Origin of the sequence: Pseudoalteromonas umbrosa, from assembly GCF_030125375.1 — a bacterium.
Taxonomy (GTDB): Bacteria; Pseudomonadota; Gammaproteobacteria; order Enterobacterales; family Alteromonadaceae; genus Pseudoalteromonas; species Pseudoalteromonas umbrosa.
The window spans coordinates 833,304-859,560 of record NZ_JASJUU010000003.1 but is presented as its reverse complement, the minus strand read 5'-3'; the positions used below and the strand labels follow the sequence as shown (position 1 = coordinate 859,560).

Below are 26,257 nucleotides of genomic sequence, written 5' to 3'. Positions count from 1 at the left end.
TCCTAAGCCACTGGCTGGTTCTGACTTATGATTGGTGCCTGCTCAACTGGCGCATAAATGCTGTAATCCGTGATTTGACCATCAATGATTTGTATATTGCGGTTTACTTCTCTGGCTTGATCAGGGTCGTGGGTTACCATGATGATGGTACTGCCTTCTTTATTAATGGTTTTTAGCAAGTCCATGATTTGCCTTGCCATTAGTGAATCAAGGTTACCAGTCGGTTCATCAGCCAATAAAACCTTAGGCTCACCTGCCAGTGCTCTTGCAATGGCAACTCGCTGTTGTTGCCCCCCAGACAGCTGACTGGGTAAATAACTATGACGACTTGATAATCCGACCAGCTCAAGCGCATGCTCAATGCGATTACGTCTTTGCTTAGCACTTAAGCCACGATAACGCAGTGGCATATCCACGTTATCGTAAATACTGTAGTCTGGGATCAAGTTATAGTTTTGAAAAATAAATCCGATTTTCTCGTTTCTCAAACGCGATAAGTCATCATCTGACAGCCCTTTAACAGAAGTGCCATCCAAGACATATTCCCCCTCGTTAAACTCATCTAGTAATCCCGCCACATTCAAAAATGTCGACTTACCAGAGCCTGATGGGCCAGTCACCGCGACGAACTCTCCGGCATCTACTTGTAGATTAAAGTCACGTAACGCATGCGTTTGAATCGTTTCACTGCGATACACTCTGCTGATATTGTTCATTGAAAGCATAATTAAGTCCTTAATTATTGTTGTTTATTTTGAAATCTTAAAAGTTTGGCTTTGGCTAAATGCGTCGTAATCAGAAATGATGATTTCTTCACCTTCTTGAACGCCGCTGATCAATTCGACATAGTCGACGCTAGACACCCCTATTTTAATGTCACGTAACTGAGCCATTTGATCTTGAATGACGAAGGCTTGCTTGCCTCCAAAGCTTGATAAAAACGGGCCGCGCTTGACTTGCAGTACCTGCGCTTTTTTCTCAAATTCAATACGTCCATTTACGCGCTGATTCTGACGTAGCTTTAAATCACTATTGGCATTAATTTTTACACGCACTGCAACTTGATTTTGTTGGATCTCTGGAGATACTGAGCTCACCGCCCCCTGATAAAACTGCCCGCCAAGAGATATCTCAACATTTAACCCAATGCCTAAATCGTCAGCATAAAATTCTGGTACTTGTAGTTCTGCTTCATATTCAGATAAATCGACGATGGTCATCAGTGCTTGAGCGTCCGCCACCTGCTCTTTTTGCTGCACTAACCAGCTTCCTACGACCCCGGTCACAGGCGCACGAACTTCCAGAGCTCGTTGTCTGCGCTTCAATTCGTCTAGGATTTGCGTTTGACGCTGAACCGATAGTTCTCGCGTTTGCGCCTCAAAATCTAAGCGCTTTTTAGCCATAGAGACACGCTTTTGCGCATGCTTGTGCATCAGTTGTGCCTCAAGGAGCGTATCTTTACTGCGGGCAAAGTCCAACTCACTGATCACTTGCTTGTCATAAGATTCTTTGGAGCGAAGCTGTTCGCGCTGCGCTGCATTTAAACGCACAGTCGCCTCATCTAAACTGCGTTCCAATTCAAGTTGTGCTTCATCGTCTGCTAATAAGCCTCTATTGGACTCCAACTGTAACTGAGTCAGCAACGAACTTTGCTGATCAATTTGGGCATCGAGTTCTGGGCTGTGGATTGTTGCAAGCAGCGCATCTTGCTCCACTCTATCACCGGGTTTAACCAACAAGGTCGCTTGACCCGGCTCTGGGCTGTAGACTTGTGGCGCGTTGGCTGCCACTAAACGTCCAGAGACAGACACATCTCTCACTAGATCTTTTTTAATTACTTTGGCTGTAATCAACTGCGCGTAAGATACCGTTTTTATGCCTGAGTACCACTGGCTAATCGCAGGGATAGACACTACGGTGATCAGCGTCATCAATACCGCTGAAACAACGAATTTAAGTTTACTTGAACGCGTGCTTGGCGCGATGACTTCATCCTGGGACTGAGTTCCTTTAATCATTTTATACCACCTGTTGATTTCGATACTTAGATATAAGCGAGGACAGTGCCAACATTGAAATAAAAATAAACAATTGATTTTTAATGATTTTTATTTTTTATGTTTTTATCGAGTGTCCGAATGGACACATCTGTTGTCCAGATGTGTCACTGTGACACGATTGTGGACACTTTGTACTTAGACCAAAGATCAAGACAGGTTTTCGCTAGATGCTTCTACTATTTCCGACACTCTCAGCGAATGAGATATAAAACACAAAGCTAGAGAAAAAGTGACAACTACGAATGTTCAAGTGGTAATAGTCATAAATCACCTAAGAGTTTGTAATAAGCGCTCAACTTTAATTTAGTAAGCTTCTTTAATCACTGCTTCATGATACAAACCTGATTAAAATCTCGAAACAAAGAGGTATCGCGATAACTTCTGATGAGTTGAAGCATTACCCTAAAATAAAATGAAATATTTTCATTTCAAAACCAATTATTAACAATTTGACAGCAAATGAGTTTTAAAATATAAAAGATTTTCTAAATTTAATTTTACAAGCAGGGAGGGAGTTGGTTTGAAAAAAGAGGATACGCCATATTTTTCTATAGTAATACCAACATATAATAGAGAGAAAATGTTAAAAAATGCTATTCACAGCGTTTTAGTACAAGATTTTAAAAGTTACGAAATCATTGTTGTAAATGATGCTTCCAGTCATCAATACGATCGGAGTTACTTTGATAGCATTGAAGGTCTACATTATATAGAAAATCACCAAAATAAAGGTCAGGCAGAATCTCGTAATATTGCAGCGCGTGTTGCAAAAGGGCGTTATTTACTATTTTTAGATGATGACGACTGTTTTACTGACGGTTTTTTAAGAAAAACTTACCAATACCATGCGAACAAAAACTTCAATATCGATGTTTCTTGGTCTCAAGGCATCAATGTCTCTATAGAAAATGGGAAGGAAAAATTTGAACCAATCGTGTGGCCAGAAGAGTGTCAAAGTGATAAGTATGCACCTGTTAGATTCTTGAGATCGGGACTAGGATTCGGGGTCTGTATCAGGAAAGATATTTTTGAAAAAGTAGGCGGGATCGATACGAAATACAAATTTCTTGAGGACACAGAGCTGTTTATTAGGCTTATGTATTACAACTATATTCCTCATGAAATTAAAAATGCTGAAGTGTATATCCACAAGCACAATGAGACACAGCTAACAAAAGAGGTTAAAAACTTCAAATATAGAATCGCAGAGTGCAAAAGCCTACTTAATTTGTATCGTGATTATTATGCTGTCAACTTTCATTCTAAAGCAGATCTACATTGGTATATGAGAGAAATGGAGCTCGAAATAATGAAATCTCAACCGGACTTGGTATCTTAAAATGACAATAACTAGACCTTACTTCTCTATCATTATAACCAAATCAAATAATACAGAAGGCACTCAAAGGCTTTTAAACAGCATAAAGGATCAAAATTTTACCGGCTTTGAAATTATCATTGCCGATTCTGAACCTCAGCTGCAGTCAAACAACGAACATAAATTTCCACCTGAGCTCAGCGTCCAATTTAACCCTGCAGGGGCTGCCACATCTGAAACTAGAGCACGAAATTTGAGCGCATCACTCGCAGTTGGAAAATATCTCCTATTTTTGGATAGTAATAACGAACTACCACCAGGCTTCTTAGAACACGCTTATTTTATTTTAAAACAAGACAAAGAGGATAAGGCCTTACTCTGGCATCCCATTTCTTATGTTGATGAAAGCGTGACACCGAAGCAAGTATACAAAAAGCACTGGGAAGCTACGGTAGATTTTGATCAAGCCATCTGCATCCGATTATTTCAAATTAATATGCACTGGGGAATATTTATGCCTACATTGGCTTTTATTGAAACAGGGGGATTAAGTGAAACTATAAAAGAACATAAAAATATCGACTTATTCTCAAAGCTTATTAGCTACGGATGTATTCCATCAGAAAATAAAAGTAACTCAGTTTATTACTACCTTGATAAGAGATCACGAGCAAGATCAGAAAAAATAAGCATCAGCAATCAGATAAAAGAGATTAATTATATTTTAGAAAGCTACAGTGAATTTTTTAACAAAGACTTTATGGCTAAAAGCATGCTTCACTGGAAGCTAGAAAGGTTAATTTTAAAAGAAAACTCAAATATTGCAAAGGACGCCAGTGCTGCTCTCTCCTTATCTTAATTAATCTATGTATAAAAATAGAAAACCCATGTGCACGCTGAGCGATTCATCACGTGCACAAATAAATAATAATATCTATATCTTAATAAGGCGAAAAAACGGTAATATTCAATCTACACTAAGAGGGTAAGGGCTTCTTATCCATTCCAAAACCTGATCAAACCTTACTATTCTCACTTCTTTCTTCGTCTGTAAGTATTCTACGAACTCTTCTAGTATTTCTCGCCTAATTGACGCCGGCATATCTAAATCCGTCTTATTGTCGTGAAAAATTCCACTATGCATACCTATCAGCATAGGAGTTCGATTACCAGCTAATCTCAAATTCAAGGTATGCTTAAGTGTTGCCAATATTTCGTTCTTGTTAAACTTTAATATATAAAACAGGTTGTAATCAAAGCCAGTTATCTTTCCATTATCGACATTAAAGTAGTCACACCTTGATGCGGCTAACTCTCTCAATGAATAATCTAAGCCATACTTTTTAACTTCGTTATCATCGGGGACGATAAATGGATATACAGGAAGTGCCCACAAGCCCGGGTAGTAGCCCAATGGCTCTGACTCCCCCCATTGCGACAAAACTTTATTTACTGGGCTTTCATGGTCCAGAGAATATGGCCAATAATGGTCACCTCCGACTTGATCTTTCTGTCTTCCTTCTTGTATGCCTGTATCATAGAGGATGCCTACCTTAGACATGGCTTTGAATAGGTTATCATTATAATGTAAGCAAGGAGGTCTAAAGCCTTTAATATCCTGTGGGGTTAAACCAATACCTGTCAACTCATTAAAAGTTTTAGTATCCGACTCTATATATGGTCTACACAACATATCATTGCATTTTTCAATTTGCCATAACCACTCATCTTCGCTGCGAGTTTCTCCACCTAATGCATGGTTAAAGGTATGATTTCCTATTTCATGGCCCTGTTGAAAAGCTTCAAACCATGATTTTTTTATCCATTCAGCATTATCACCAAATTCCTCAGTGATATATGCTCCAACGTTGAAAAAAGTTACACGCACAGGCTCGCCATCAAATGTCATCGGGTTACCTGTTCCTGACGGATTAACCTTGTCTTTAAAAAACTCTAAAAGCCAAGCCATTCCTCCGCCTCCCTGAGCCATTTGTGAGTAACCTGGGCTTTCATTGTCATCAAAACCAAAAGAAACAAACATAGGGGTCTCTTTTAACTTAAGGCCTAATGGTGGGAGCTTTGATGGAGCCAAAGACTTTAGGGGAAATTTACATCTTAATGTGTCTGACATGTGAGCATTTCTAGTTAAAAGTGACTACCAAAGACGATTTAGATTCAAAATTCATAAAACGCCTCCCATGTTAATAATTCAGAACCCTTTCTGCTAAAAAATAGGTTTATACCGATAAATTTACTAGGTTTAAGCATCAGCTTAATCACCAAAATTTAATAACAGAAAGTAATTTTTTAGCAAGTTAATTAATAATGCGCTTGAATTTATATAACTGCACACCTAACCAAAACAATAATGAATAAAATTACGAAAATATAAATCCGACACAATAAAAATTAAAGTTTAACATACGCGTCACTTTAAGTTAAGTTTAATTAAAAATAATGACACCAAAATGTTAAGGAGAAATATGTCAAAACTAATACCAAAAGATGCACATGCTATGATTATTGGGGCAATGAAATGTGGAACTAGCTCTTTGTTTAACTATTTATCAAGTCATCCAGAAATTTGCCCCTCAATTACAAAAGAACCTGAATTCTTTTCCGATATGCAAAGTCATGGAGTAAATGTTACTAGTTATAGTGAACTTTTTAATTTTGATGAAGCAAAACATAAATACACTCTAGATGGCTCTACTGGATATACAAAATATCCGATAGAGAAGGACGTTCCAAAGAAGATCTTTGAATATGGAATATCGCCAAAAATTATCTATATTATTAGAAACCCTTTCGAACGCATCCAAAGTCACTATAGTCATATGCAAAGGTGGTCAAAATGGAAGCCGGATATTTTAGATAAGCAACTCATTGATACTTGTAATTATTTCTTGCAGTTGGAGCAATTCAAGAAGTACTTTTCTACTTCCGACATCCTAATTCTAGATTTTGATGAATTAAAGGCTGATCCCGATAGTGTATTAAAAAAAGTATATGACTTTTTAGACCTATCACATGATTACTTCCCAAATAACTACGAAATAAAAAACCAAACTCGCCCTCTTTCAAAAGCGGACTTTATTATCAATAAGCTAGAGTCTGATAAAGAACTTTTATGGATACCAAAAACACTAAAACATGCTTTAACTCAAACATTGCAAAAGCTACTCCCAAAAAAAGCAAGAAAACTCACTGAAACAGAAATGAAATTTCTCCACAATGAACTGAAAGACAGTATGCTTAAGCTAAATGATGTGTACGGGTTTGATGTCAGGAAATGGGGGTTCAATGACTAAGAATTAGTGCCCCAACTAGCTCCTATACTAAAGATCGAAGTAGAGGTTGGAAAGCTCTACCAAAACCTAAACGCCAATCTCTGCATGATTTGACTATACGCTGATTGAATAGCAACTATAAGAAACTATCAATAGATACTTTATTAATTAATGAAATATCATTAAAAATCTAGGCTTTAATAATGATAGTCACAGACTATAAATGTTAATCACTGCTAGACCCAACCAACTTTATTGCCTAACTGAGAGCTTGAGAATCGTTGAATATCAATGAGTTCATTTATTGTAGAGAAAAATACTGGTAAAGTTAAAAAAATGAAAATATAAATTAGAGATAACACCGTTAAACGCATACGTTTTGTAATAGTATTTATTACTTTTGAAAACGGGCTCTTGCATAAATTAGTTTTTGATACTGCGTTTAAAAATATCATGATGCTCTGAATCATCGGCTTTTGCTTATCTCAAAATAAAAATATAAAAGGAAATATGTGTAATGAGACATCCAGTAGCAAAATTAGATTACGGCGCACCTTTATCCGGTTCTTCAGAGCATGAACCATGGGTGATTGATGGCATAAGTGACTCGCCTAACTATATATACAACTTTGCGATAGACACCCGAGATGTTCTTGTCACAGACTTAAGGAAAGCTTCAAAAAATATCACTTTAGAACAAAATGGCTTCGAATTAACGACTATTTCATCAAAAGTTGATCAGAATGATCTATTCAGCAAACACGATCATGCTGTTCTTGCCTATCAACAGGAAATAAAAAGCTTACTATATAAGCAACTAAATTTTGACGACATAATATTTTTTGATACAACTGTAAGGTGTGAACATACTTCACATGAAAGCCAGTCAGGGGTTTTAAAATCTCACCCCAGGGTACATGCTGACCAGAACCCCAACAGCGCCTATCAACGGGCAAAGCCTTATTTAGCATTGGACAAAAGATTTGGAAGGTTTCAGATAATTAATTTTTGGAGACCTTTATTTAAGGCGGTTAGAAATCATCATATCGCACTTTGTGATTATCAAACAATTGATCCGCATGCAGACCTTGTTGATACCCAGTTGGTTTTTCCACCTTGGTTAAAAGATAAAGAAAACTACTCGCTCAAATTTAATAAAAATCATAAGTGGTATTATTGGAGTGCATTAACTCCTAACGAAGCACTTGTATTTAAGTGCTTTGATAGCAGCTCTAAAGTGTTACAAAATAAGATAGCGCCCTTCAAGTCTCGGGTGCTAAGTGACATATCAGGAGTTTGTCCTCACACTTCATTCTTTGATGAAGATGGACCAAAGGTGGGTATGTTAAGGTCCTCAATTGAAGTCCGCGCTATGGTATTTTATGAAGAATAATCACAATCTTGGTCCTATCATCCCGTTGAACCATAATATCAATAAACCCCGCTAGTCATAGCGGGGTTTATTACATCTAATTAAAAGTAAACTTTGATGGCAGTGGCGTGGCGGGTAGCATGAAGCCTACCTGATGTAACCCTAGCTCTTGACTCATCCAATCGACCATATGCCAACTACCAATCCAGTATCAGACCATCAGGGTAGTTTGAAAAAATCATTGTGTCACAAGATAAAGTTGCTCCAATAACTATGTGTAATTATCACAGCCCCTCATACCAAAAACACAAGAAAGCTAGTCAATTCCTAGCCGTATTCTATCTATTTGCCACCTTAATGAGCTTTGACATTGAAAGTCTTTCTCAAAAAATTGTTGATACTTATCTAATATTAACTGGCATTCAAACATTTTTCTTTCCCTAAGGCTGTCATTTTTTGTGAGTCTCACATTCGTATGATCATGTACGTTGATGTTTGCATCTGATATTTCCATCGGCCGATATCCTTTAGCCAATAAGCGAGCAAAAAACTCAGTATCCTCAACAACTTTAAACTCTCCATCTAAGCCATTTAAGTCATTAAACACGTCTTTTCGAACAGTAACCCCAAAACCAAGCCCAATAGTCAAAGCCTTCTCATTAATTTGATTATCTCCGATAAAATAGTCAGGCCACTCATGCACCCGTCGTATGATACGATCGCCCTCATCGCGCACAAACGTGACTTTAGACCAGGAGAAATCCACTTCAAAATTCTTTTGCTTATAAGCATTAAGTGTTTTAGCAAGGAAATCAGAATCTAGCTCATCATCGTCATCTAAAAATACGATATAAGCGCCGTTTGCATTACGAGCACCTACATTTCTAGACGCAGCTTGCCCAACATTCACATCATTTTTTATGTAGGTAACATGGCTATATTGCTTATAGTCACTCATGTCATAGCGCTTACTAGACCCATCATCTACGACAATCACCTCAAAGTTTTTGTAACTTTGAGCAATAGCGCTATCGAGGGCTCTATAGAGCATATCCTGTCGGTTGTATGTCGGTATAACGATAGAAAACAGAGGCTTGCTTTTTTCTACATCACTTATTTTCTCCTTTAAGTGAAGATGATCTATTCTTCGTGAAACAACACTTTTCTCGTGAACATTGTTTGAAAAATAATTTTCATGCTTTTCCAATATATCTTTTAGCTCAGTGATACCAATCCCAATATCATGAGTGAAAGCGCTTTGCTCGGGGTTTTCTTCGTAATTATAAATAACACGAGTATTGCTAACTTCTACCGGCTTAAAACCGCTAGATAACATTCTAATTGCTACCTCAACCTCAGGATACAAGTTATATCTTGGGTCAAAATTACCAATAGATTTAAGGGCATCTCTTCGATATGTCAGCCCAAAATATTTTCCAATCGACAGGGACTTTAGTGAAAAGTAATCCCCCTCCCCCCACAAACCAGACCATATGTGTGCTTTTGGTTCCGGCTGTTTTAGTCCCATTTCATGATAAACAAACCCACTCCACGAAAAATCTGGGCGATTCTCGTTATGGTGATAAGCATCATATAATGAAGCGATAAAGCCATCTTCGATTATGCAATTACCATGTAAAATAGTGACATAGTCCCCAGCAGCTAGCTCAACCCCCGCATTGACGACTTGAGCAAAGTTAATTTCTTTCTCAGATGCAAAGTATTTAATATTTTTATCTAATGCATAATCATATTTTGACCCATTGGAGATTACGATGATCTCATAACTTGGGAATTCTTGCTTTCTTATACTGTGTATCGCTCGGCTAATCAGTTCAGGACAACTAAATGCGTTTATGATAATCGAAAGAAATATATTATCACTCATACTACTTTCACCTTAAAAGTTAAAACTTCAGTTTGGGTTAATTCGGGCACGATAGCGCCCATAAAAATTAAAATTTACAATGCTACGCCTTCGGTCGTAATAGCTTTGTTTTTCAGTTGTTCCAGAATGTCAATTTCAACTAATTTCGCCTTCCCATCTTCGATCAAGTATATTTTATCTGCCATTTTGATAGTATCTGGGCGGTGTGCAATCACAACCGTTGTGATCCCTAAGCTTCTAACTGAGGTGTTAATAAATTCCTCATTCAACACATCTAACTGACTAGTTGCCTCATCTAAAAACAAAATTTTAGGGTTTTTATATAATGCTCTTGCCAGTAATATCCTTTGTTTTTGCCCACCAGATAAAGTAGAGCCCATATCACCTACCAATGTTTGATAACCAAGTGGCATTTTGACAATTTCTTCATGCACAGAAGCTATTTTGGCGCATTCAATTATCTTATCTGTGTCTGCATCACTATCAAAAAAAGCAATATTTTCGGCCACAGTCCCTGACAGTAAGGCATCATCTTGCATGACCGCACCAATCGTATCTCTATATTCCATAGTGCCAATTTGATTAAGTTGTACGCCGCCAAATTTCACCTCCCCAGCATTAGGTTCAGCAAGCCCCAACATCAAATTTAATAGTGTTGTTTTCCCACAGCCCGAAGGGCCTATTATGGCGATACTCTCACCAGGATTAGCGGTAATACTGCAATCTTGTAAAATAGCCTTATTGTTCTGGTTATAACTAAATGACACATTGTTCACCTCTAATTTCGGCTCCAATTCACTTACCTGCACCAAGGCCGGATAAATTTTTTCTCGCTCAGTAAGCACAATTCCAGATAACCGTTCAACTTGAACACCTATTATTTTAAATTCAAGTACCTTGTCTACGACCCCGATTGACCGTGCTATAAATTGATCTTTATAAACAATAAAAGCCACCATCATGCCAATAGACCAAGTGTTATCCATTACAAAAAGTGCACCTAACCATAAAACTGCTACTGTCTCTATACCGAATAAGATCCAATAACTACTTTCAGTAAGGATCCTAATACGCTGCGTTTTTAGATTCGCATTTCTTTCCGCGACTAATCGATTAAGCCATAAAGACTTTCTCTGCTCTAATCCATTAAATAGGCTAATCGTTTTCACACTTCTTAATGTTTCAAGTAAAACCGAATGTTGCTGTGCAGAGTAAATTACATTTTCTTCTGTAGATTTTTTTTCAGCTCGATACCAAAGCATTCTCAATAAGAAATATAAAATGACGGATGCCACCACAATGAGAGCAAGCAATGGGTTATAAAAAAACATCATTGCTAATACCCCAATAGACATCACGCCATCAAGACCAACCTCGATTGACCTTGTTGTCGCCATCCCTTGAATTGGGTGAATTGATTCAAATCTAGAAACAATATCCCCGAGGTGATGCTTGCTAAACCAAGCTGGGGGTAAATGCACCATATGCGAAAACACGTTGGCGAACCACTGTATATTCAATGACGCGCTCATCACCATTACAGCCCACGCCCTCAATGTGTTGATAATCACTCGAATTATCTGCAGCAAAATCATTGCTATCCCAAGCGTTGTTAATAAGTTTAAATCGTGGGTAACAATCACATGGTCATAAGTTATCTGGGTGATTATCGGTAGCATGAGTGCGGAAATTTCCAACATAAACGCCAACACAAGCACTGTAAATAAAGATGATCTAAGTCCAGTGGTCGTGCCAAGCATCTTGCTCCAGGAAAATTTTCTATTTTCACGAACGGGGTTTGCGTCATCAAAGCTTACATTCGGCGTTAATTCAATTACAGCACTTTCAAACTCATCTAAGAAATCTTCTGTCGATATTTTCTTAATTTCTCCTTGAGGATCATAAATCGTTGCATGTCTTTTATTGATATCTTTTAGAACAACAAACTGGCTTCCAGAACGATGTAAAATACAAGGAGTAGATACTTTATGGAAATCAGAGGATGATACATTGACGACCCTTGAATTAAATCCCAACGTATTTGCGACTCGATTTACTTGATCAACACACATCCCCTGACTGTTAACATCACAATCTCGCTTTAGCTTATTGTAGTTACCATCTTTTTTGTAAAATTGAAGAATCATCGATAAACAAGCAATACCGCTACTAGCACTGTCAGTTTGGATCACTAAATCCAACTTGTTGAAAAATCCAAAATTCAGCTTCTCAGCAACATTTAACATTCGTTAAACTCCATTAATACTGTAAAGAGGTTCAAATACCCACTCATATAGTTTTCTGGTATCCAATAAAATATCCGCTTCGATCATCATCCCAGCCTTTAAAGGCACATTTTTTCCATATGCTTTTACCGTCTGGGCAGGCAGCTCAACTATCATCTTATAATTCGAATTAGCTACTTTATTGGCGAGCGAATCGGGTACCTCTTTTGGTTCAATCGCCATCTTAGATATATTTGATATCCGGCCACTATGTTGGCCAAACTTCTGATAAGGAAAAGCGTTATAACGAAACATCACATCTCGCTGTTCGTTTATAAAACCAATTGAATCAGTAGGCACATACACTTCAGCCTGCAATTGATTTTTGACTGGTAAGAGACTGAAAAGAGCAACATCACCACGGGCTATCTGCCCTTTAGAGAAAGCAATATTTACAATAACACCATCCTCTGGCGCATATACCCTAAACTCATTTTCACTACTGTGGTTAATTAACGTATATAGTAACTGACCAGATTTAACTGAAGAGTCCTCTTCAACAAAAATATCCTTAACTATCGATATATTTGGTGGATAGACTTTTATAACATCTTGCTCTGTTACTAACACACCATATACTCTTTGCTTGCTTGTATATTCAAAGTTAAAAAACGCAAAACAAATAGCTGACATTATCAAGGAAACTATCGCCGTATATAAACGAACCCCAACCGGCATTGTTATTAATATTTCACTACCTTTCATAGTTCACACCCATAATCACAACACGAAAAAACGCCACTTTTTAAAACTAAAAGCTTAATTTTTCCCATCAAAAACATTAAAAAGCATAAAAAAAGCACAAAAAAACCCACACAGCATATAAGCCATGTAAAAAGTAAAATCGATTAATTAGGTTGACTTACAATGAAACCAACCTATTTAGAGAGTATTAAAGATAGCTACAAGTTCTTTAGTGTCTTTGCCAAATTCGTATTTGCAACTCTTACCGTATTAAAACTAATTGACGCGAAGCAAAGAGTAATCGAAGCAATAAACACAATTAAGAACATGACTGGGCTAAGTTCAATACGGTATGAAAACTCGCTCAACCAGTTATAGGAGAAGTAATATGCAAATGGCATCGCGATCGCATTGGCAATTAACATTGGCTTGCTAAAGTCCATACAAAATAATTTTGTAATATCTAGCGCTTGTGCACCTGCTAATTTTCGCATGCAGATCTCTTTATTCCGTAAGCGAATGGAAAACGCTGACAAGGTATACGAACCAATTACTGAAATAGTAATGGTAATAAACACCAATACTCCCATTAATTGACCATTCTTTTCCCATCGTCCATATGATTTCTCTAAGTCTGAATCTAAAAAGCTGCGAACGATTGGGTATTCCGGATTTATTTTAGACCATACATTATCAATATGTTTCAGCGCGCTCATTGTACTGCCCGTCTTTGTTCTCACTGAAATAAAACGAGCTCTATCAGGTTTCAAAAGGAATATATATGGTTCAATCTTGCCGTGCCCAGCTAGCATATGAAAGTCACTCACAACCCCAGCTACCTTCAACGAGAATGGCCAATCAGGGTCATCTGTACGGATTATCTTTCCAATTGACTGTTCTGCTGAATGCAAACCAAGTTTTTTGACTGCGCTTTCATTTAAAATAATATTGAAAGTGGACTCTGAAGCGTCTTCCATATCACTTTCCTCAAATACCAGCTCGTCACTGCCAAACTCTTCGGAAAAGTATCTACCTGCTCGTAAGTTCACATTATAAGCATCAAAAAAATCATAACCTATCATTAGGTGGTTAATACTTAATGCATTTTCTTTAGAGCTTCCCAGCGGGAAAAAGCCTTTAATTGTGCTACGAATATCTTTACCTGGCACTTCTGTAGACTCTGCAACATACAAAATATCAGGGTTGCTCTCTAGCTCTGTAATTAAAGAATTATTTTTGCCACGGATGTCCGTCCAATCCAAGTTGTGTACGACAACAATATTTTCTTTATCAAACCCTAGATCCATATTTTTCATGAACTGTAACTGCTTGAAAATAACAATAGAAAATACTGACAGCCCTATAGCAACAGCAAATTGAATAATCAGAAGCAGCTTTCTTACGTTTACTGAACCAGTTCCAAACTTTGAACTGCTACGAAATACATCAACAGGTTTAAATGAAGACAGGATAAAGGCAGGATATGCACCGGCACATACACCAGTAAACAGTGAAATTAGTATCAACTGTAAAAGCAAACCAATATCGGTAAGGTAATTAAAAGATAAGCTTTTATCGGTTATCGCATTAAATACAGCGATCAGCATTTCAACACTAAACAACGCCACTAATAATGCTGCCAAGCTCAACAGAATACTCTCAGAAAGAATTAAAAAAGCAATTTGCATACGAGAAGCGCCTAATGCTTTTCTAACACCCAACTCTTTATTTCTTTCAACTCCCTTGGCGGTACTTAAATTTACTGTGTTAATACAAACCATAAGTAAGATTAGCAGTACAGTTATACTTAATATTGCCAAATTACCTTGTCCACCGACAGCTGATTCATTCACATGAATATCGGAAACAGGTAGCAGTGTAAACTCTAGATCTAAGTGCGGTGGAACATGTTGTTTTGCAAACGAACGTAACGAGCTTTCAATAGATTGAATATTTTCGTCTTGTTGAAGTTTCACATAAGTAGATGCAAATGGGACTTTCCAATTATCATTAACATACTTTCCATACATACGCTTTCTAGACTCAATGTTTGCAATGAGCCCCAACTCAAGGTGCGTATTTTCTGTTGGATCTTCAATCACGCCACCAACAGTAAATTGATGTTTCACATCAAATTGTATCGTTTTGCCAAGTGCGCTCTCATCACCAAAGTATTTTCTGGCTGTCGATTCTGTCAAAACAACAGAATAGCTTTTTTCAAACGCTTTTTCCCTGCTGCCTTCAAGGAAACGCATATCAAACACATTAAAAAACGTATGATCCGAAAATCTAATTTCCTCATAAAATCTTCGGTTTTGATAAGTAACTAAAAACCGCATCAACACATAGCGTGAAACATATTCTGCTTGAGGAACAACTGTTGATAGCTTTGGTGCAACACTAACATAGGTATCTTTAAACTCAGCAGCTCCCGAACCATCAGGCATATGTCTTATGGTGCCTAGCCGGTATATTCTCTCCCCATCACTCCAATGCTTATCAAAGCTCAATTCATCTTGAACATACAAAGAAACTAATATCGCACTTGTCAAGCCAACAGATAGAACAAGAATATTGATGAGAGAGTACGCAGGGCTTTTCAATAAGCACCTTATGGAAAATAGTATATATTGTGCAAACATCTCTCTACCACGCTACATGATTTGCTTTGTTGTTTGCTTCAGACATACTGCCTTCTCGCAGTTTTCCGTCCAAAAGTGAAAGTACTCTATTTGCCGCTCTGGCATGCTCTTCTGAATGCGTCACCATAACAAGTGTTGTGCCTTCTCGGTTCAATTCAAGTAACATGTTCATTACCTCTTCACCAATTTGGCTATCTAGATTACCTGTTGGTTCGTCTGCTAATATCAGCTTTGGCTTACCGACTAAAGCTCTTGCAATTGCAACACGTTGTTGCTGTCCTCCCGATAACTGACCTGGGTAGTGCTTAGCCCGATGCGCAATATCCATTTTGCATAAGATGCTTTCAACAGCATCTTTGCGTTCTTTTGAGGATAACCCCTGATATAAAAGAGACAGCTCTACGTTTTCACTGACGGTCAACTCGTCAATTAAATTAAATTCCTGAAATACAAACCCTATATATTTCTTCCTGATTTGAGAAAGCTTCTTTTCCCCGTAACCAGAGACATCCTCTCCAAAGAAAAAATATTGCCCTGATGTCGGGTTATCCAGTAATCCAAGAATATTCAGAAGCGTTGACTTACCACTCCCTGAAGGTCCCATTATAGATACAAACTCACCCTCTTTGATTTCCATATCCATTTTGTCTAAGGCCAAAGTCATAATATCAGCCGTTTGATAAGACTTACTTATTGCATCAAGTTTCAACATATTTTGCGCACCTACTGAAGATTAAATTCCTGTTTTATAGCGAAATTTCTTTTTAAAGTTATATTCGCCGTCTTTTACTTAACTTGGATTAAGTCCTTTTCTAAAAAATTAGAATAGGTTGATGTTATGATCCTTTCGCCAATTCCCAGCCCCTCTAACACTTCCACATGATTTAGGTTTCTTCTTCCCAGGCTAACTTTACGCTTTACCGCTTTGGTCCCACTGTCATCTAAAACAAATACCCATTCACCGCCGGTGTCTAAATAAAATGCCCCGTTATCAATGAGATGTCCCTTTTTTGATGCCCCCAGATTTAAGGACAGCACCAAGTTTTGTCCTCGACGAATATCACTTGGTGCTGAGTCTACAAAGTCTAAATCGACCAAAAATACGCCATTTCGTACTTCTGGATATACCTTACTCACTTTTAATTCGTACTCTGTACCAGTATCTAAATCGGCATAAAATGCTGACATTCCTTTTTCGACTCTAGCAATGTAAAAAGAATCAACGCGCGCAGCTATTCTGAATCCATCCACTAGATCTACCTGCCCCAACCTATCTCCCTTTGCTTTAGACTCACCCACATCCAAGTCAAGTGAAGAGAGCAACCCCGTAAATGGCGCTTTCACGGTCAAATCTCCTAGACTCTCGCGAATTATTTTTAAATGCTCATTCAGTCGAACTTCGCTTTCTTTCAATTGGCGAATTTTTGTTTCTCTAATACTCATTTCTTGTTCTTGAGATTTACCGAGAATCTCTCTATAACGCACGCTATGCTCATATTCATCTATAATCGATTCCAGCTCTTCTTCAGCAATGTGTTTATTTTCACGCAGTTCTTTTTTTAACTTTAACTGACGGGTTAGACGCTTAACCTGATAGTCAACATCATTAATCTTCGTTTTTAATTCGAGTTCATTTCTATCTAACGATAAACGCGTATTTGCATTAATATCTAGTTGCTCACTGATGCGAGCTTCTTGAGAAAAAATATCAAGTTCAAAAGCGGTATTTTGGAATTTAAGTAGCGGCTGACCGACAGTGACAAGCTCGCCTTCATTTACAAATATCTCGCTTACAGTACCGCCCTGCACCGCATCGATATATACAACCTTCTGTGGTTCGACAATACCATTAATAGGTATCACATCCTTAAATACACCTTCGCTTACTGTAGAGAAAGACAGCCGCTCAGCACTAACACTATAACTATTTCCACTGGCTAGGTTAGATGTTAAATAAAACGCCACACAAGCGATTAAAATAAAAATAATAGATTTATATAAATAAGATTTTATATTGCTTTTCTTTTCAATCTTAAAGTCCATTATGACACCCTTAAAAATAACCCACACATCCAGAGGAATTAAAAAACAATTACAATAATTACAATTAAAAACCCAAGCCATTACCAAAGTTAAAAGATAACAACTTAAAACTTCATGATAATGGCTTAAGACTATGAGAATATAAATACAATATAATTATTTAAAAAGTTCTCATTCATGAAAATTATAATCTTCGAAATACGCCTTTTTCTAATTGCTGGCAGGTATTAGAAAAGATCATATCCATTGCCAACGTATCATCGAAAGCAGCAAGGTATTCTTCCAGTAAATCAGGGCTATAACGGTGCCAACTTTGGATCATATCTTCAATAATGAAATAGTCACCCTTTACCAATAACCCCTCAACAGCCCACTTCATTACGTTAAAAGTATTTCTGTGCGCATCGTCAATAAACAATACAGGGTGCTCGACCTTCTCTAATAAGGGTTGCAATGTTTCAAGTTTTGTACAGTCCACTTCATGAAGCGTAATATTCTCCATCTCAGAGTCAGGTATCTGGCATCTGCTCAAATCTTTATCTGCGCCTATCACTTGACAATCTAGCCCCATCAGCTTTGTGAGATCACGAAACCACATTAGTGAACCGCCACTAAATACGCCCAATTCAATGATCGTTTTTGGCTTCATTTCATGAAGAAGATTATGATATGCCGACTGTGTATCAGGATCTTTAAGCAGCCTGACACCTCGCCATTGAACAACAGGAAAGTCACAATAACCTAAGCTTTCAGGTGCTTCAGCCCATTTACTTAATGGCCATTCTCGTGGTCTATCTTTTAATACAGGAGGAACATAAACAGGGTTATCACCTAACCCCCGGTAATCATTTAGCTCTTTAAAATCTTGGTCTAATTTATTATTCATAATACTTCCTTATCTTTTTTATATTTTTAAAATTATTTAATAATCAAAAACCGAAACCCACACCTTTAATATCTCAACTAGCCTTTAAATATGACAAAGACTGATTAACTAACATAAATCGCTCGTTGCTTTTACTATTAGTACTAACAAATGTCACATACATAGCTTCAGAAGCACCTGCTATCTCTTCTGGCATAGCCAAATACAAATTAAACTGCCGCGTATAATGGAGATTATATTTTCTATCTTTAAAGTACATGTGTAGACGGGAGTTCTCTGAGAAAATATCAACTTCCTCCCCATGACCATTATATTTACCTAGAAATTTATCACTGTCTTTTGTACTACATGTCGGTGTGACATAGTTCTGCACATGAAATAAATTTTCATTTAAGAGAGTCTTAGAAATAAACCTTGATATCGCTGAGTTATATACCGTGTCTGTACCATCAAATAATATAACAAAAGAAATGCCATATTCAGGTAAGACAGCAAGTGTTAAAGAAGAAACATCTGTCATACCTTCACATATACATACATTTTTATAATGGCGATTAATACCAAAACCAGGTCGCTGTCCTTCAACAGTACACCACTTGTTACTATCGCCTAAAATTAGAGATGCCGACTCTGGAGATAGGATTACATTCCCATTGGAACCATTTCTACACTCGATCAGTGCATATCCTAAGCGATTGAGTTCTGAAGCTCTCATGAATAGATCTTGACCGGTGGTAAAACTGAGGCCCTCCTGACATTCATTAACCTCTAATGCATCTTCGACTAGGCAAGTGCCAACATCATTATTTTTTTTACCTCTATCGCGCGGTACAAAAATTGAAATACACAAAGGCGACAAAATATACTGAGATAAACACTCAACCCAACTTTGACCTCGCAACAGTTCAACTAATCGAACGGCTAAAACAAATCCGGGCTCTCCATAAGAGAACATCACCCCAGGCGCAAACAGGTGTTGATGATTCTTAAGGTTTTTTATATATGCAGAAGGATTATCAAAAAAACAGCTTTCATTATGTGCAGGCTCAATCCCAGTTGAATAATTTAAAAGATTAACGACCCTAATTTGGTCTCTATAATCTTTATTGCTCAACTCTAGGTCATCAAAAATATCTATTAGACGATCATTAAGCGAAACTTTACCTTCATCGATAAGCTGCATTACCAAAATAGAAACAAAGAGCTTACCTGCACAAGATAAAGGATATAAAATGTCTGCACCATTTTTTGAAAAAGATACGCTATCGCGGTCAGCGTAAAAATTATAATTTTCAGTTGCTGTAGCTATACTAATTGAAGTTTTAAAACCTTTTTGCTTATTCAGGTTTTTAATAAACTCCGACAGCTGTGATGTAAAGCTTTCCGAAACCACAATATCTCCAATTCCCTAGTATTGATAATACGCTTCAGAGCTGTAATAAAAACCAAGCTCTAAAATATAATTCACATGAATGTTTTAAAAAATATTTAAATACCTTACTTACTCATCAATCACCATGTGCAAGGCTTCTATCACTCAATGAGCTAATAGCCTCAGCAACAGAGACAATGAGTTTTTCACTTGACAATACTTGGCTATGATTCACATCTAGAACGATATTATCTTTGGGTAACACTCCCAAAATTCGCTCTACTTCTTCAATACTTTGCGAACACTTATTCTTGTCCCACCAACAAGTTGGACGCATATGGATCGCCTTTAACTCGTGATTCTCAAGTGCCAAAATTGAATCAACATATGCTTGACAAAATGCGGTCGAAAACGCGCGACTAAACATGTACGCAGGCGGGTTTTCAATCCAGTCGGTAACGTTCTTTCCCAAATCTTCGTTGTCTATAAACGAGCTAACAATATCTCGTATCGAAGTTCTATCTTGCTTAGCAATATTCTGTGCTAACACATCAGCATCTAAGCCTGGGAAATTACTAACAATATGATCATGAATACTATCTTTTAGCTGATCTTCAGTAAGTGGCTCATAGCGAGGCTGAATATAACTATCAATGAGACCCAAAAAGCTAACTTTCTCACCCAGACTATTTAAAATACGCTCCATCTCTATCGCGACTATGCCACCGAAGCTCCAACCTAAAAGCCGGTATGGTCCCGTAGGTTGAATTTTCCGTATTTCTTGGACGTAAAGTTCGGCCATATCAATTACTGAATGATTGGTCCAATTCGAATCAACAAACAAACAAGATTGAATACCATAAACTTTACATTGAGGGGCTAAACGGCTTGCAACCTTCATGTACTTATACACAGTGCCTGCTATTGCATGAACACAAAAGACAGGCGGTGCGCTGGATTCACTGTCATTAATTGAGACAATTAATGGCTTTTTTTGTTGTCCGTAAAGGCGCATAATTTCGCTTTTATGGGCCATTATAAACTCTTCAATTTCTCGACGTTGGTTACTATCGCACACAACAGATAACCGACCTTCAGAGTCAACATTCACACCAACCTTATTACTGATTAAATATCCCAATACATCAGTGGGTTTATTAGAATCTAAAGCATCCTGTTCAGTTCTTTTTTTCATTTGCTAAAATGCTCCAATACAGCCGCTGGCAATTTCAAAGGGGTACTTACGATTAAACTGACTCTAGCTGTCGCTGCATATCTTTAGCCTTAGGTTTATCAGGCTCGTTATGACTGCTAAGCTCTAAATAATTTTCCCCAACCCACTGACCAAATGTCGCCTGTTCAGATTTAATGCATACATCAAGACCAAGCTTGCGCGCTTCAGGAACAGAAAAAGAAAAGTTTGAGTTAGGTCGCAAAAAGAACACCATAGATGTTCTCTCACTTCCTACAGCAAGATCTGTGGGAGGAGAAGCAACATGGTGTATCGGTGCAAGGATCTTGCCTTTACTGACTATTTTCGCCACTGCACCACATAAGATTAATATTGTATTAGGGACTGCTGGTACTTTAATCAGTTCGCCATCTACCTCAACATGCAGACTGACAAATCCATTTGGACACCCGAATTGCTGGATTAATGTCACAATAGAAAGATCATAGTGAGGAGCCATTCTCATCGGCACCTTTTCAGCGATGCGATCTTCTGGCACATCAGGAAAGTAGCGCAAACGTAATAAAGGGTTACAATCCATGAACTCTTCAAACTTTTCTTCATTATCTGTAAAAACGCCAGCAGCAGACATCACCGCCCCTACAGTGTCTCTAGCAATATCATAAATATCGTTGTAATAGTCAGACCAAATAGACTTAAAATTATCATTTGGGAATACATTGTCTGATAAACCCATCGAATAGCACATAGAATAATCAGAGTAATTTCCGTTATTAGTGATCGTCGCTGTGCTCTCAGCTTCTAATTCAGAAAATCCTCGTCTTTGTGATTTATCGAGATTGGAGCAGAGCGCCTTTTCTTGTGCAGAACCATTTTGAAAAAAGTCCAAGCCCACATTCGTTGCAGTTCGATGGCGTGTGTCATCAAACCCATAATCTGACAGGTAAAATAGCCCTTTTTTGGAAACGCATTCTAACAGCGCTTTTTTCTGTAGCCCTTTTTTCAGATCCTGTAAGGAAAAAACTGGAATTGACTGAGTTGACATAATAAACAAGCCCTTTAATAAGTTAATAGATGTAGTAAGCTCATATCCGTGTTATGACGCATTAAACTGTCTCTTCAACGGATAGCATTTCTACATAATTGCCACCCATCCAATCAGCAAAAGTCGCTGTTTCGCTCTCAATACTGACATCCAAACCACACTTTTTTGCATCAGGGACCGAGAATCTAAAGTTTGCATTCGGACGTAAAAACATCACCGCTGAAGACCTATCACTTCCCTCAATGCGATCTGTCGGCGGTGCCGCTACGTGGTGAATTGGCGCGTGAATTCGACCACGAGTTACCAAGCTGGCAACAGCCCCGCACAAAATCACAACCGTGCCTGGCTTTTCTGGCAAAGCAATTGTCTTATCACCAATTTTTGCCTGTAAGCTGACAAACCCATTTGGACATGAAAACTGCTGTATCAAGGTAATAACTGATAAATCGTAATGAGGAGCCATTCTCGAAGGCATGTTTTCCGCTGAACGTTGCTTTGGTACTTCCGGAAAGTACCGGACTCTTAGTAAAGGCTCACATGTTAAGAACTCGTCTATGTCGTCTATACCATTCAATGACTCCTCAACAGAAATCAATACAGATTTCGCGATATCACGTGATGCGCTGTATAATTTGTCAAAATATCCACTCCACACAGTTTCAAATTCGTCAGATGGAAATAAGTTGTTTGATGTCCCCATCGAGTAGCAAAATGCATAATCAGAATAATGACCTACACCCGTAGAACTGGCTGTACTTTCCGTTCCTAAGCCGGAAAATCCACGTCGATTACTTCCTTGTTCTAAACTCACTGCCGCTTGCTCTTCTTGGCGAGATTTTTCAAAGAAATCAATTGCCATATCAGTGACATTGCGGTGCAAAGAATCCCTACAACCGTAATCAGAAACATAAAACAGCCCAATTTGCGTAACGCACTCTGCAAGCTCTTTCTGTCTAGAACCATCTTTTAATTCTTCCAAACTAAAAGTGGGGATATTTGGCATTATCATACAACTTAATCTCCCTGTATCTTTAAAGCGTTGTTTATTTATACATAAACCTTTAAAGCATATTATCAATTATAAATATAAAACCATTAACCAAAAAAATTAATAAAAATAAATATATTTAGTTAAGTTAACATCAAAGATAAAACTTATCCTTTTCTTCCCCATTATCTTTTTGCTCATCAAAGTTACCACGAAGGCGATTAACTTTAATCACGCTATCAATTTTATTTGAAAGGGAAGATACACTTTGGTTTTCTATAATATCTTCAACGTCGATATCAACTTGAAAGTTATCATTTATATTAATAACCAAAAATGTTACTTGAATAGAATTTAAACCGAGATCAAAAATACTATCTAAACTACTAAAATTTTCAGAGTTAAGAATTTCAGCCAATTTTTTAGAAACAAAACTTTCTATTTCTTTTTTAGTAAAATCATTGTTATTTGGTAATTTATTCATTGAGCTTACATTCCATTTTTACTTTAAAGCTGTACATACTGGCGCCTATACAATAACGAGCATCCAATATCTACTATTCATTCGTTTAGAAGACCATTTTTGTACTCACGCGCTACTTTTAGTGAAGTAAGTAATGCATATGGCGATATTTTCATACTTATTGAAAAATCTCTAAGGGACTTACGATGTTCATTTTTTCCACCAAAAATAGTCACCCAAGAATAGAGTGGTATATCGCAGCCCGAAGGTATTTGTACTTGCGAAAAGTCCATCCCAATCGCACTATTTTTTAGTGGTAATTGGGTTTGATCATACATAAAGTAATCATCTCCCCCATTTGGAAACAAACCACTGCCATAACCAATTGATACTGTTCCCAAAGTTTCACCTTTACGGACTTTATTGTGCTGTGTATAAGAAAAAGTGGTATCTTCTTTAATTTTTACTTTATGAACTAATCTAGATTCTAGATTTAGTGCAGGTATTAGATTTAACGCTGAAGCTCTTATCTCATCACTCATATTTGCAGAAAAGCAATTTTCACCAAATAGCATTAAGCCTGGACGTATCCAATTTGAATCGACATTTCCAACTTTAGATATAATCCCATGACTTGCATATAAACTTGTTTCAAGTTGCTCACCATAAACTTTTTTTGCAACTGATATAGCACTTTTATAATTTTCAACTTGAGTTAACGTAAAATCAAAATCATTATGTGAATCAGAAAGCTGAGAATATATACACTCAACTATTACATTATCCATTTCACTTGATAGTTGAACAAAGTTAGAAAACTCATCTAAATCACTATACCCGGATCTATTTAAACCACAGTTATAATATAACCACACCTTCACTTTCTTTTTTTTCTTAGATGCAGCTTTATCGTATTCCTTCAATAACTCAATTGATGCAATGCCTGCTATCAAGTCTTCGTCCAATGCAGCGTCTATGTTCTCAGGAACACAACCATCCAAGACAACAATTGGTAAAGTCACGCCACTCTTTCTAAGACAAAGCGCTTCGTAAATATTCTCTACACCAAATGCATCTACGCCATGCTTCTGAAGATCATGGGCAATTTGCTCAGCACCAACTCCATAGGCATTACATTTAATCACAGGCATCACTTTTGAATGCGGATGTAGTTCTCGCGCAAAGTCTACGTTTCGTCTTATTGCAGATAAGTCGACTGTCAGCTTAGTGCGGTTTGCTTTGAGTACATCAATGTCACTGCCCATTGACGCCCCACTTACCGGCCTGTTAACTTTATTACTCATTTCACTACCAACCTTTTACCTAAATAGGCTAAGAATAATCAGCCTATTCCTGACATACACCGCAAAATACCAAACGAAGTACATTGCCATAGCTTTGAACTAGCCTATGCTTCTCTGTTAAACACCTTTGGAATATGACATTGAGCGTATATTCCATTGACATTAGCTAATTAAACTTTTGAAACCCCAGTGAATAGAATTGACTTATCACTCTAATATTTTTGAATAGAATTTATTTTCCACTTGATGTTCAACCATATACTCCTTGTGAAGTTCACATGATGATGCAATGTCTTCAGAGTTTAAAATAAGCTCAATTGATGCTTTTATGGTCTCACTTGATAGGGCGTTGGGTGCAATCCAATCACCTACTGTTAATCCTTTCACAATGCGACCATTATGTGGTCTGTCGTATCCCTTACCAATTATTAGCTGAGGAGTACCACTGGCTATTGACTCACGAACAGTGCCAATACCACCATGATGTATAAGCAAATCAATTTGAGGTATAAGCTCGTGAAATGGACAGTAATCCACAACCAAAACATCTTTATCTTCTGAAATATTATCTGGGACGTATTCTCTAAAAGGCGTTATGACCAATAACTTTCGACCAGTATTTCGACAAGCTTCAATAGCATCACAAAAGTAGTTATCTCTAAATGGTCGACTAGTGCCATGGCTTATCGCCACTACTTTTTTCTCACTATCTATAAATTTTGTCACCTCAGGTTGTAATGCATTCTGATCGACATGACCAACAGAGGGAAAACCCACATTTTCCATTTCTTGTACTTCATTACTCTTTCCACAAGAAAACCACTGTGGCCAGAAAGCAAAAACATCATTAAAACCTCTTACCCATTGCTCCCAGTCTTGAACAGGTAATAAACCAACATTTTCTCGAACTTGATTAACCTGCAAAGAGGCGTTTTTACATACAGACTCGAAAAACTGAATGCTATGCACAAATGAAGGAGCGAGCACGCACAAATGCAACGGGATATTGTATTTCTCTTTTGCCATCATTGAGGTCATATAATCATTGCTATGTGCCAATATAATGGTGTTCTCTGGTGACTCGATTTTGCTTTCGATAAGAGCAAGTTCTTTTTCAGTTGTTGCCGGTATGATGTCCTTATACAACTTTAACAACGCAGGTAATTTACGTTTCGATTCAGGCACGTTGTTCAAGTAGTCAAACCAAGCCTCATCATCCAATGCAACAAACTCGAAACCTTCTTGCTCAGCATTATCACGATAACGGAAATTAGACATAAAAATAATGTCGCAACCAAGCGTTTTAAGCTTTCTACCTATATGTAGAAATGGATAAATGTCTCCCATTGTTCCTCTGGTAAACAATATTACTGACTTACTCATTTTCTTATTTAACCTTTCCGTTAGTAGTGGTCACAAACATTT

The 26,257-nt window shown here is 37.5% G+C and carries 21 protein-coding genes; 4 read left to right on the top strand and 17 right to left on the bottom strand.

What is annotated here, in order from left to right; genetic code table 11:
- Positions 1–2: 2 nt before the first annotated feature.
- Both QNM16_RS13590 and QNM16_RS13585 read right to left on the bottom strand, forming a co-directional pair.
- A complete protein-coding gene (locus QNM16_RS13590; RefSeq protein WP_284020997.1) occupies positions 3–725 on the bottom strand; it encodes an ABC transporter ATP-binding protein in 723 nt (240 codons plus the stop codon).
- 24 nt (positions 726–749) lie between these two features.
- Positions 750–2,018, bottom strand: coding sequence for an efflux RND transporter periplasmic adaptor subunit (locus QNM16_RS13585; RefSeq protein WP_284020996.1), 1,269 nt, complete (start codon positions 2,016–2,018; stop codon positions 750–752).
- A 562-nt stretch (positions 2,019–2,580) separates the two neighbouring features.
- Between QNM16_RS13585 and QNM16_RS13580 the strand changes: the two genes are divergently transcribed.
- Together QNM16_RS13580 and QNM16_RS13575 are read left to right on the top strand one after the other, a co-directional pair.
- Positions 2,581–3,399 (top strand): glycosyltransferase family 2 protein, encoded by an 819-nt coding sequence (locus QNM16_RS13580; RefSeq protein WP_284020995.1) that lies wholly within the window; start codon positions 2,581–2,583, stop codon positions 3,397–3,399.
- A 1-nt stretch (position 3,400) separates the two neighbouring features.
- Positions 3,401–4,237 carry a glycosyltransferase family A protein gene (locus QNM16_RS13575; protein WP_284020994.1) on the top strand — a complete coding sequence of 279 codons (837 nt, stop codon included), beginning with the start codon at positions 3,401–3,403 and terminating at the stop codon, positions 4,235–4,237.
- A gap of 108 nt (positions 4,238–4,345) precedes the next feature.
- Here the strand turns inward: QNM16_RS13575 and QNM16_RS13570 are convergent, their stop codons facing one another.
- Positions 4,346–5,509 (bottom strand): polysaccharide deacetylase family protein, encoded by a 1,164-nt coding sequence (locus QNM16_RS13570; RefSeq protein WP_284020993.1) that lies wholly within the window; start codon positions 5,507–5,509, stop codon positions 4,346–4,348.
- A gap of 352 nt (positions 5,510–5,861) precedes the next feature.
- On the opposite strand from QNM16_RS13570, the gene QNM16_RS13565 reads away from it, so the two are divergent.
- Entirely contained in the window at positions 5,862–6,689 is an 828-nt protein-coding gene (locus tag QNM16_RS13565; protein ID WP_284020992.1) for a sulfotransferase family protein, read from the top strand.
- A gap of 496 nt (positions 6,690–7,185) precedes the next feature.
- Positions 7,186–8,061, top strand: coding sequence for a CmcJ/NvfI family oxidoreductase (locus tag QNM16_RS13560; protein WP_284020991.1), 876 nt, complete (start codon positions 7,186–7,188; stop codon positions 8,059–8,061).
- 295 nt (positions 8,062–8,356) lie between these two features.
- On the opposite strand, the gene QNM16_RS13555 is transcribed toward QNM16_RS13560, so the two are convergent.
- From QNM16_RS13555 to QNM16_RS13490, 14 genes are all read right to left on the bottom strand, one after another.
- The gene (locus QNM16_RS13555; protein ID WP_284020990.1) at positions 8,357–9,928 is read right to left on the bottom strand and encodes a glycosyltransferase; all 1,572 of its coding nucleotides are present in this window, start codon (positions 9,926–9,928) and stop codon (positions 8,357–8,359) included.
- 74 nt (positions 9,929–10,002) lie between these two features.
- Positions 10,003–12,174 (bottom strand): peptidase domain-containing ABC transporter, encoded by a 2,172-nt coding sequence (locus tag QNM16_RS13550; RefSeq protein ID WP_284020989.1) that lies wholly within the window; start codon positions 12,172–12,174, stop codon positions 10,003–10,005.
- 3 nt (positions 12,175–12,177) lie between these two features.
- Positions 12,178–12,918: an HlyD family efflux transporter periplasmic adaptor subunit gene (locus QNM16_RS13545; protein ID WP_284020988.1), complete on the bottom strand. Its 741-nt coding sequence runs from the start codon at positions 12,916–12,918 to the stop codon at positions 12,178–12,180.
- A gap of 197 nt (positions 12,919–13,115) precedes the next feature.
- Complete coding sequence (locus QNM16_RS13540; RefSeq protein WP_284020987.1) at positions 13,116–15,500, bottom strand: ABC transporter permease; 2,385 nt, start codon at positions 15,498–15,500, stop codon at positions 13,116–13,118.
- Positions 15,501–15,543: 43 nt separating this feature from the next.
- Positions 15,544–16,251: an ABC transporter ATP-binding protein gene (locus QNM16_RS13535; RefSeq protein ID WP_284020986.1), complete on the bottom strand. Its 708-nt coding sequence runs from the start codon at positions 16,249–16,251 to the stop codon at positions 15,544–15,546.
- A gap of 74 nt (positions 16,252–16,325) precedes the next feature.
- Positions 16,326–17,582, bottom strand: coding sequence for an efflux RND transporter periplasmic adaptor subunit (locus tag QNM16_RS13530; protein WP_284020985.1), 1,257 nt, complete (start codon positions 17,580–17,582; stop codon positions 16,326–16,328).
- A 184-nt stretch (positions 17,583–17,766) separates the two neighbouring features.
- Positions 17,767–18,468, bottom strand: a complete 702-nt coding sequence (locus tag QNM16_RS13525) for a CmcI family methyltransferase (RefSeq protein ID WP_284020984.1) — start codon at positions 18,466–18,468, stop codon at positions 17,767–17,769.
- Positions 18,469–18,541: 73 nt separating this feature from the next.
- Positions 18,542–19,861, bottom strand: coding sequence for a serine hydrolase domain-containing protein (locus tag QNM16_RS13520; RefSeq protein WP_284020983.1), 1,320 nt, complete (start codon positions 19,859–19,861; stop codon positions 18,542–18,544).
- A 115-nt stretch (positions 19,862–19,976) separates the two neighbouring features.
- Complete coding sequence (locus tag QNM16_RS13515) at positions 19,977–21,035, bottom strand: thioesterase domain-containing protein (RefSeq protein WP_284020982.1); 1,059 nt, start codon at positions 21,033–21,035, stop codon at positions 19,977–19,979.
- A gap of 52 nt (positions 21,036–21,087) precedes the next feature.
- The gene (locus QNM16_RS13510) at positions 21,088–22,077 is read right to left on the bottom strand and encodes a 2OG-Fe(II) oxygenase family protein (protein WP_284020981.1); all 990 of its coding nucleotides are present in this window, start codon (positions 22,075–22,077) and stop codon (positions 21,088–21,090) included.
- Positions 22,078–22,138: 61 nt separating this feature from the next.
- Positions 22,139–23,086: a 2OG-Fe(II) oxygenase family protein gene (locus QNM16_RS13505; RefSeq protein ID WP_284020980.1), complete on the bottom strand. Its 948-nt coding sequence runs from the start codon at positions 23,084–23,086 to the stop codon at positions 22,139–22,141.
- A gap of 133 nt (positions 23,087–23,219) precedes the next feature.
- On the bottom strand, positions 23,220–23,549 hold the full coding sequence (locus tag QNM16_RS13500; RefSeq protein ID WP_284020979.1) for an acyl carrier protein: 330 nt from the start codon (positions 23,547–23,549) through the stop codon (positions 23,220–23,222).
- Between the two features lie 77 nt (positions 23,550–23,626).
- On the bottom strand, positions 23,627–24,832 hold the full coding sequence (gene alr, locus QNM16_RS13495; protein ID WP_284020978.1) for an alanine racemase: 1,206 nt from the start codon (positions 24,830–24,832) through the stop codon (positions 23,627–23,629).
- A 207-nt stretch (positions 24,833–25,039) separates the two neighbouring features.
- On the bottom strand, positions 25,040–26,215 hold the full coding sequence (locus tag QNM16_RS13490; protein WP_284020977.1) for a glycosyltransferase: 1,176 nt from the start codon (positions 26,213–26,215) through the stop codon (positions 25,040–25,042).
- Between the last annotated feature and the right edge of the window lie 42 nt (positions 26,216–26,257).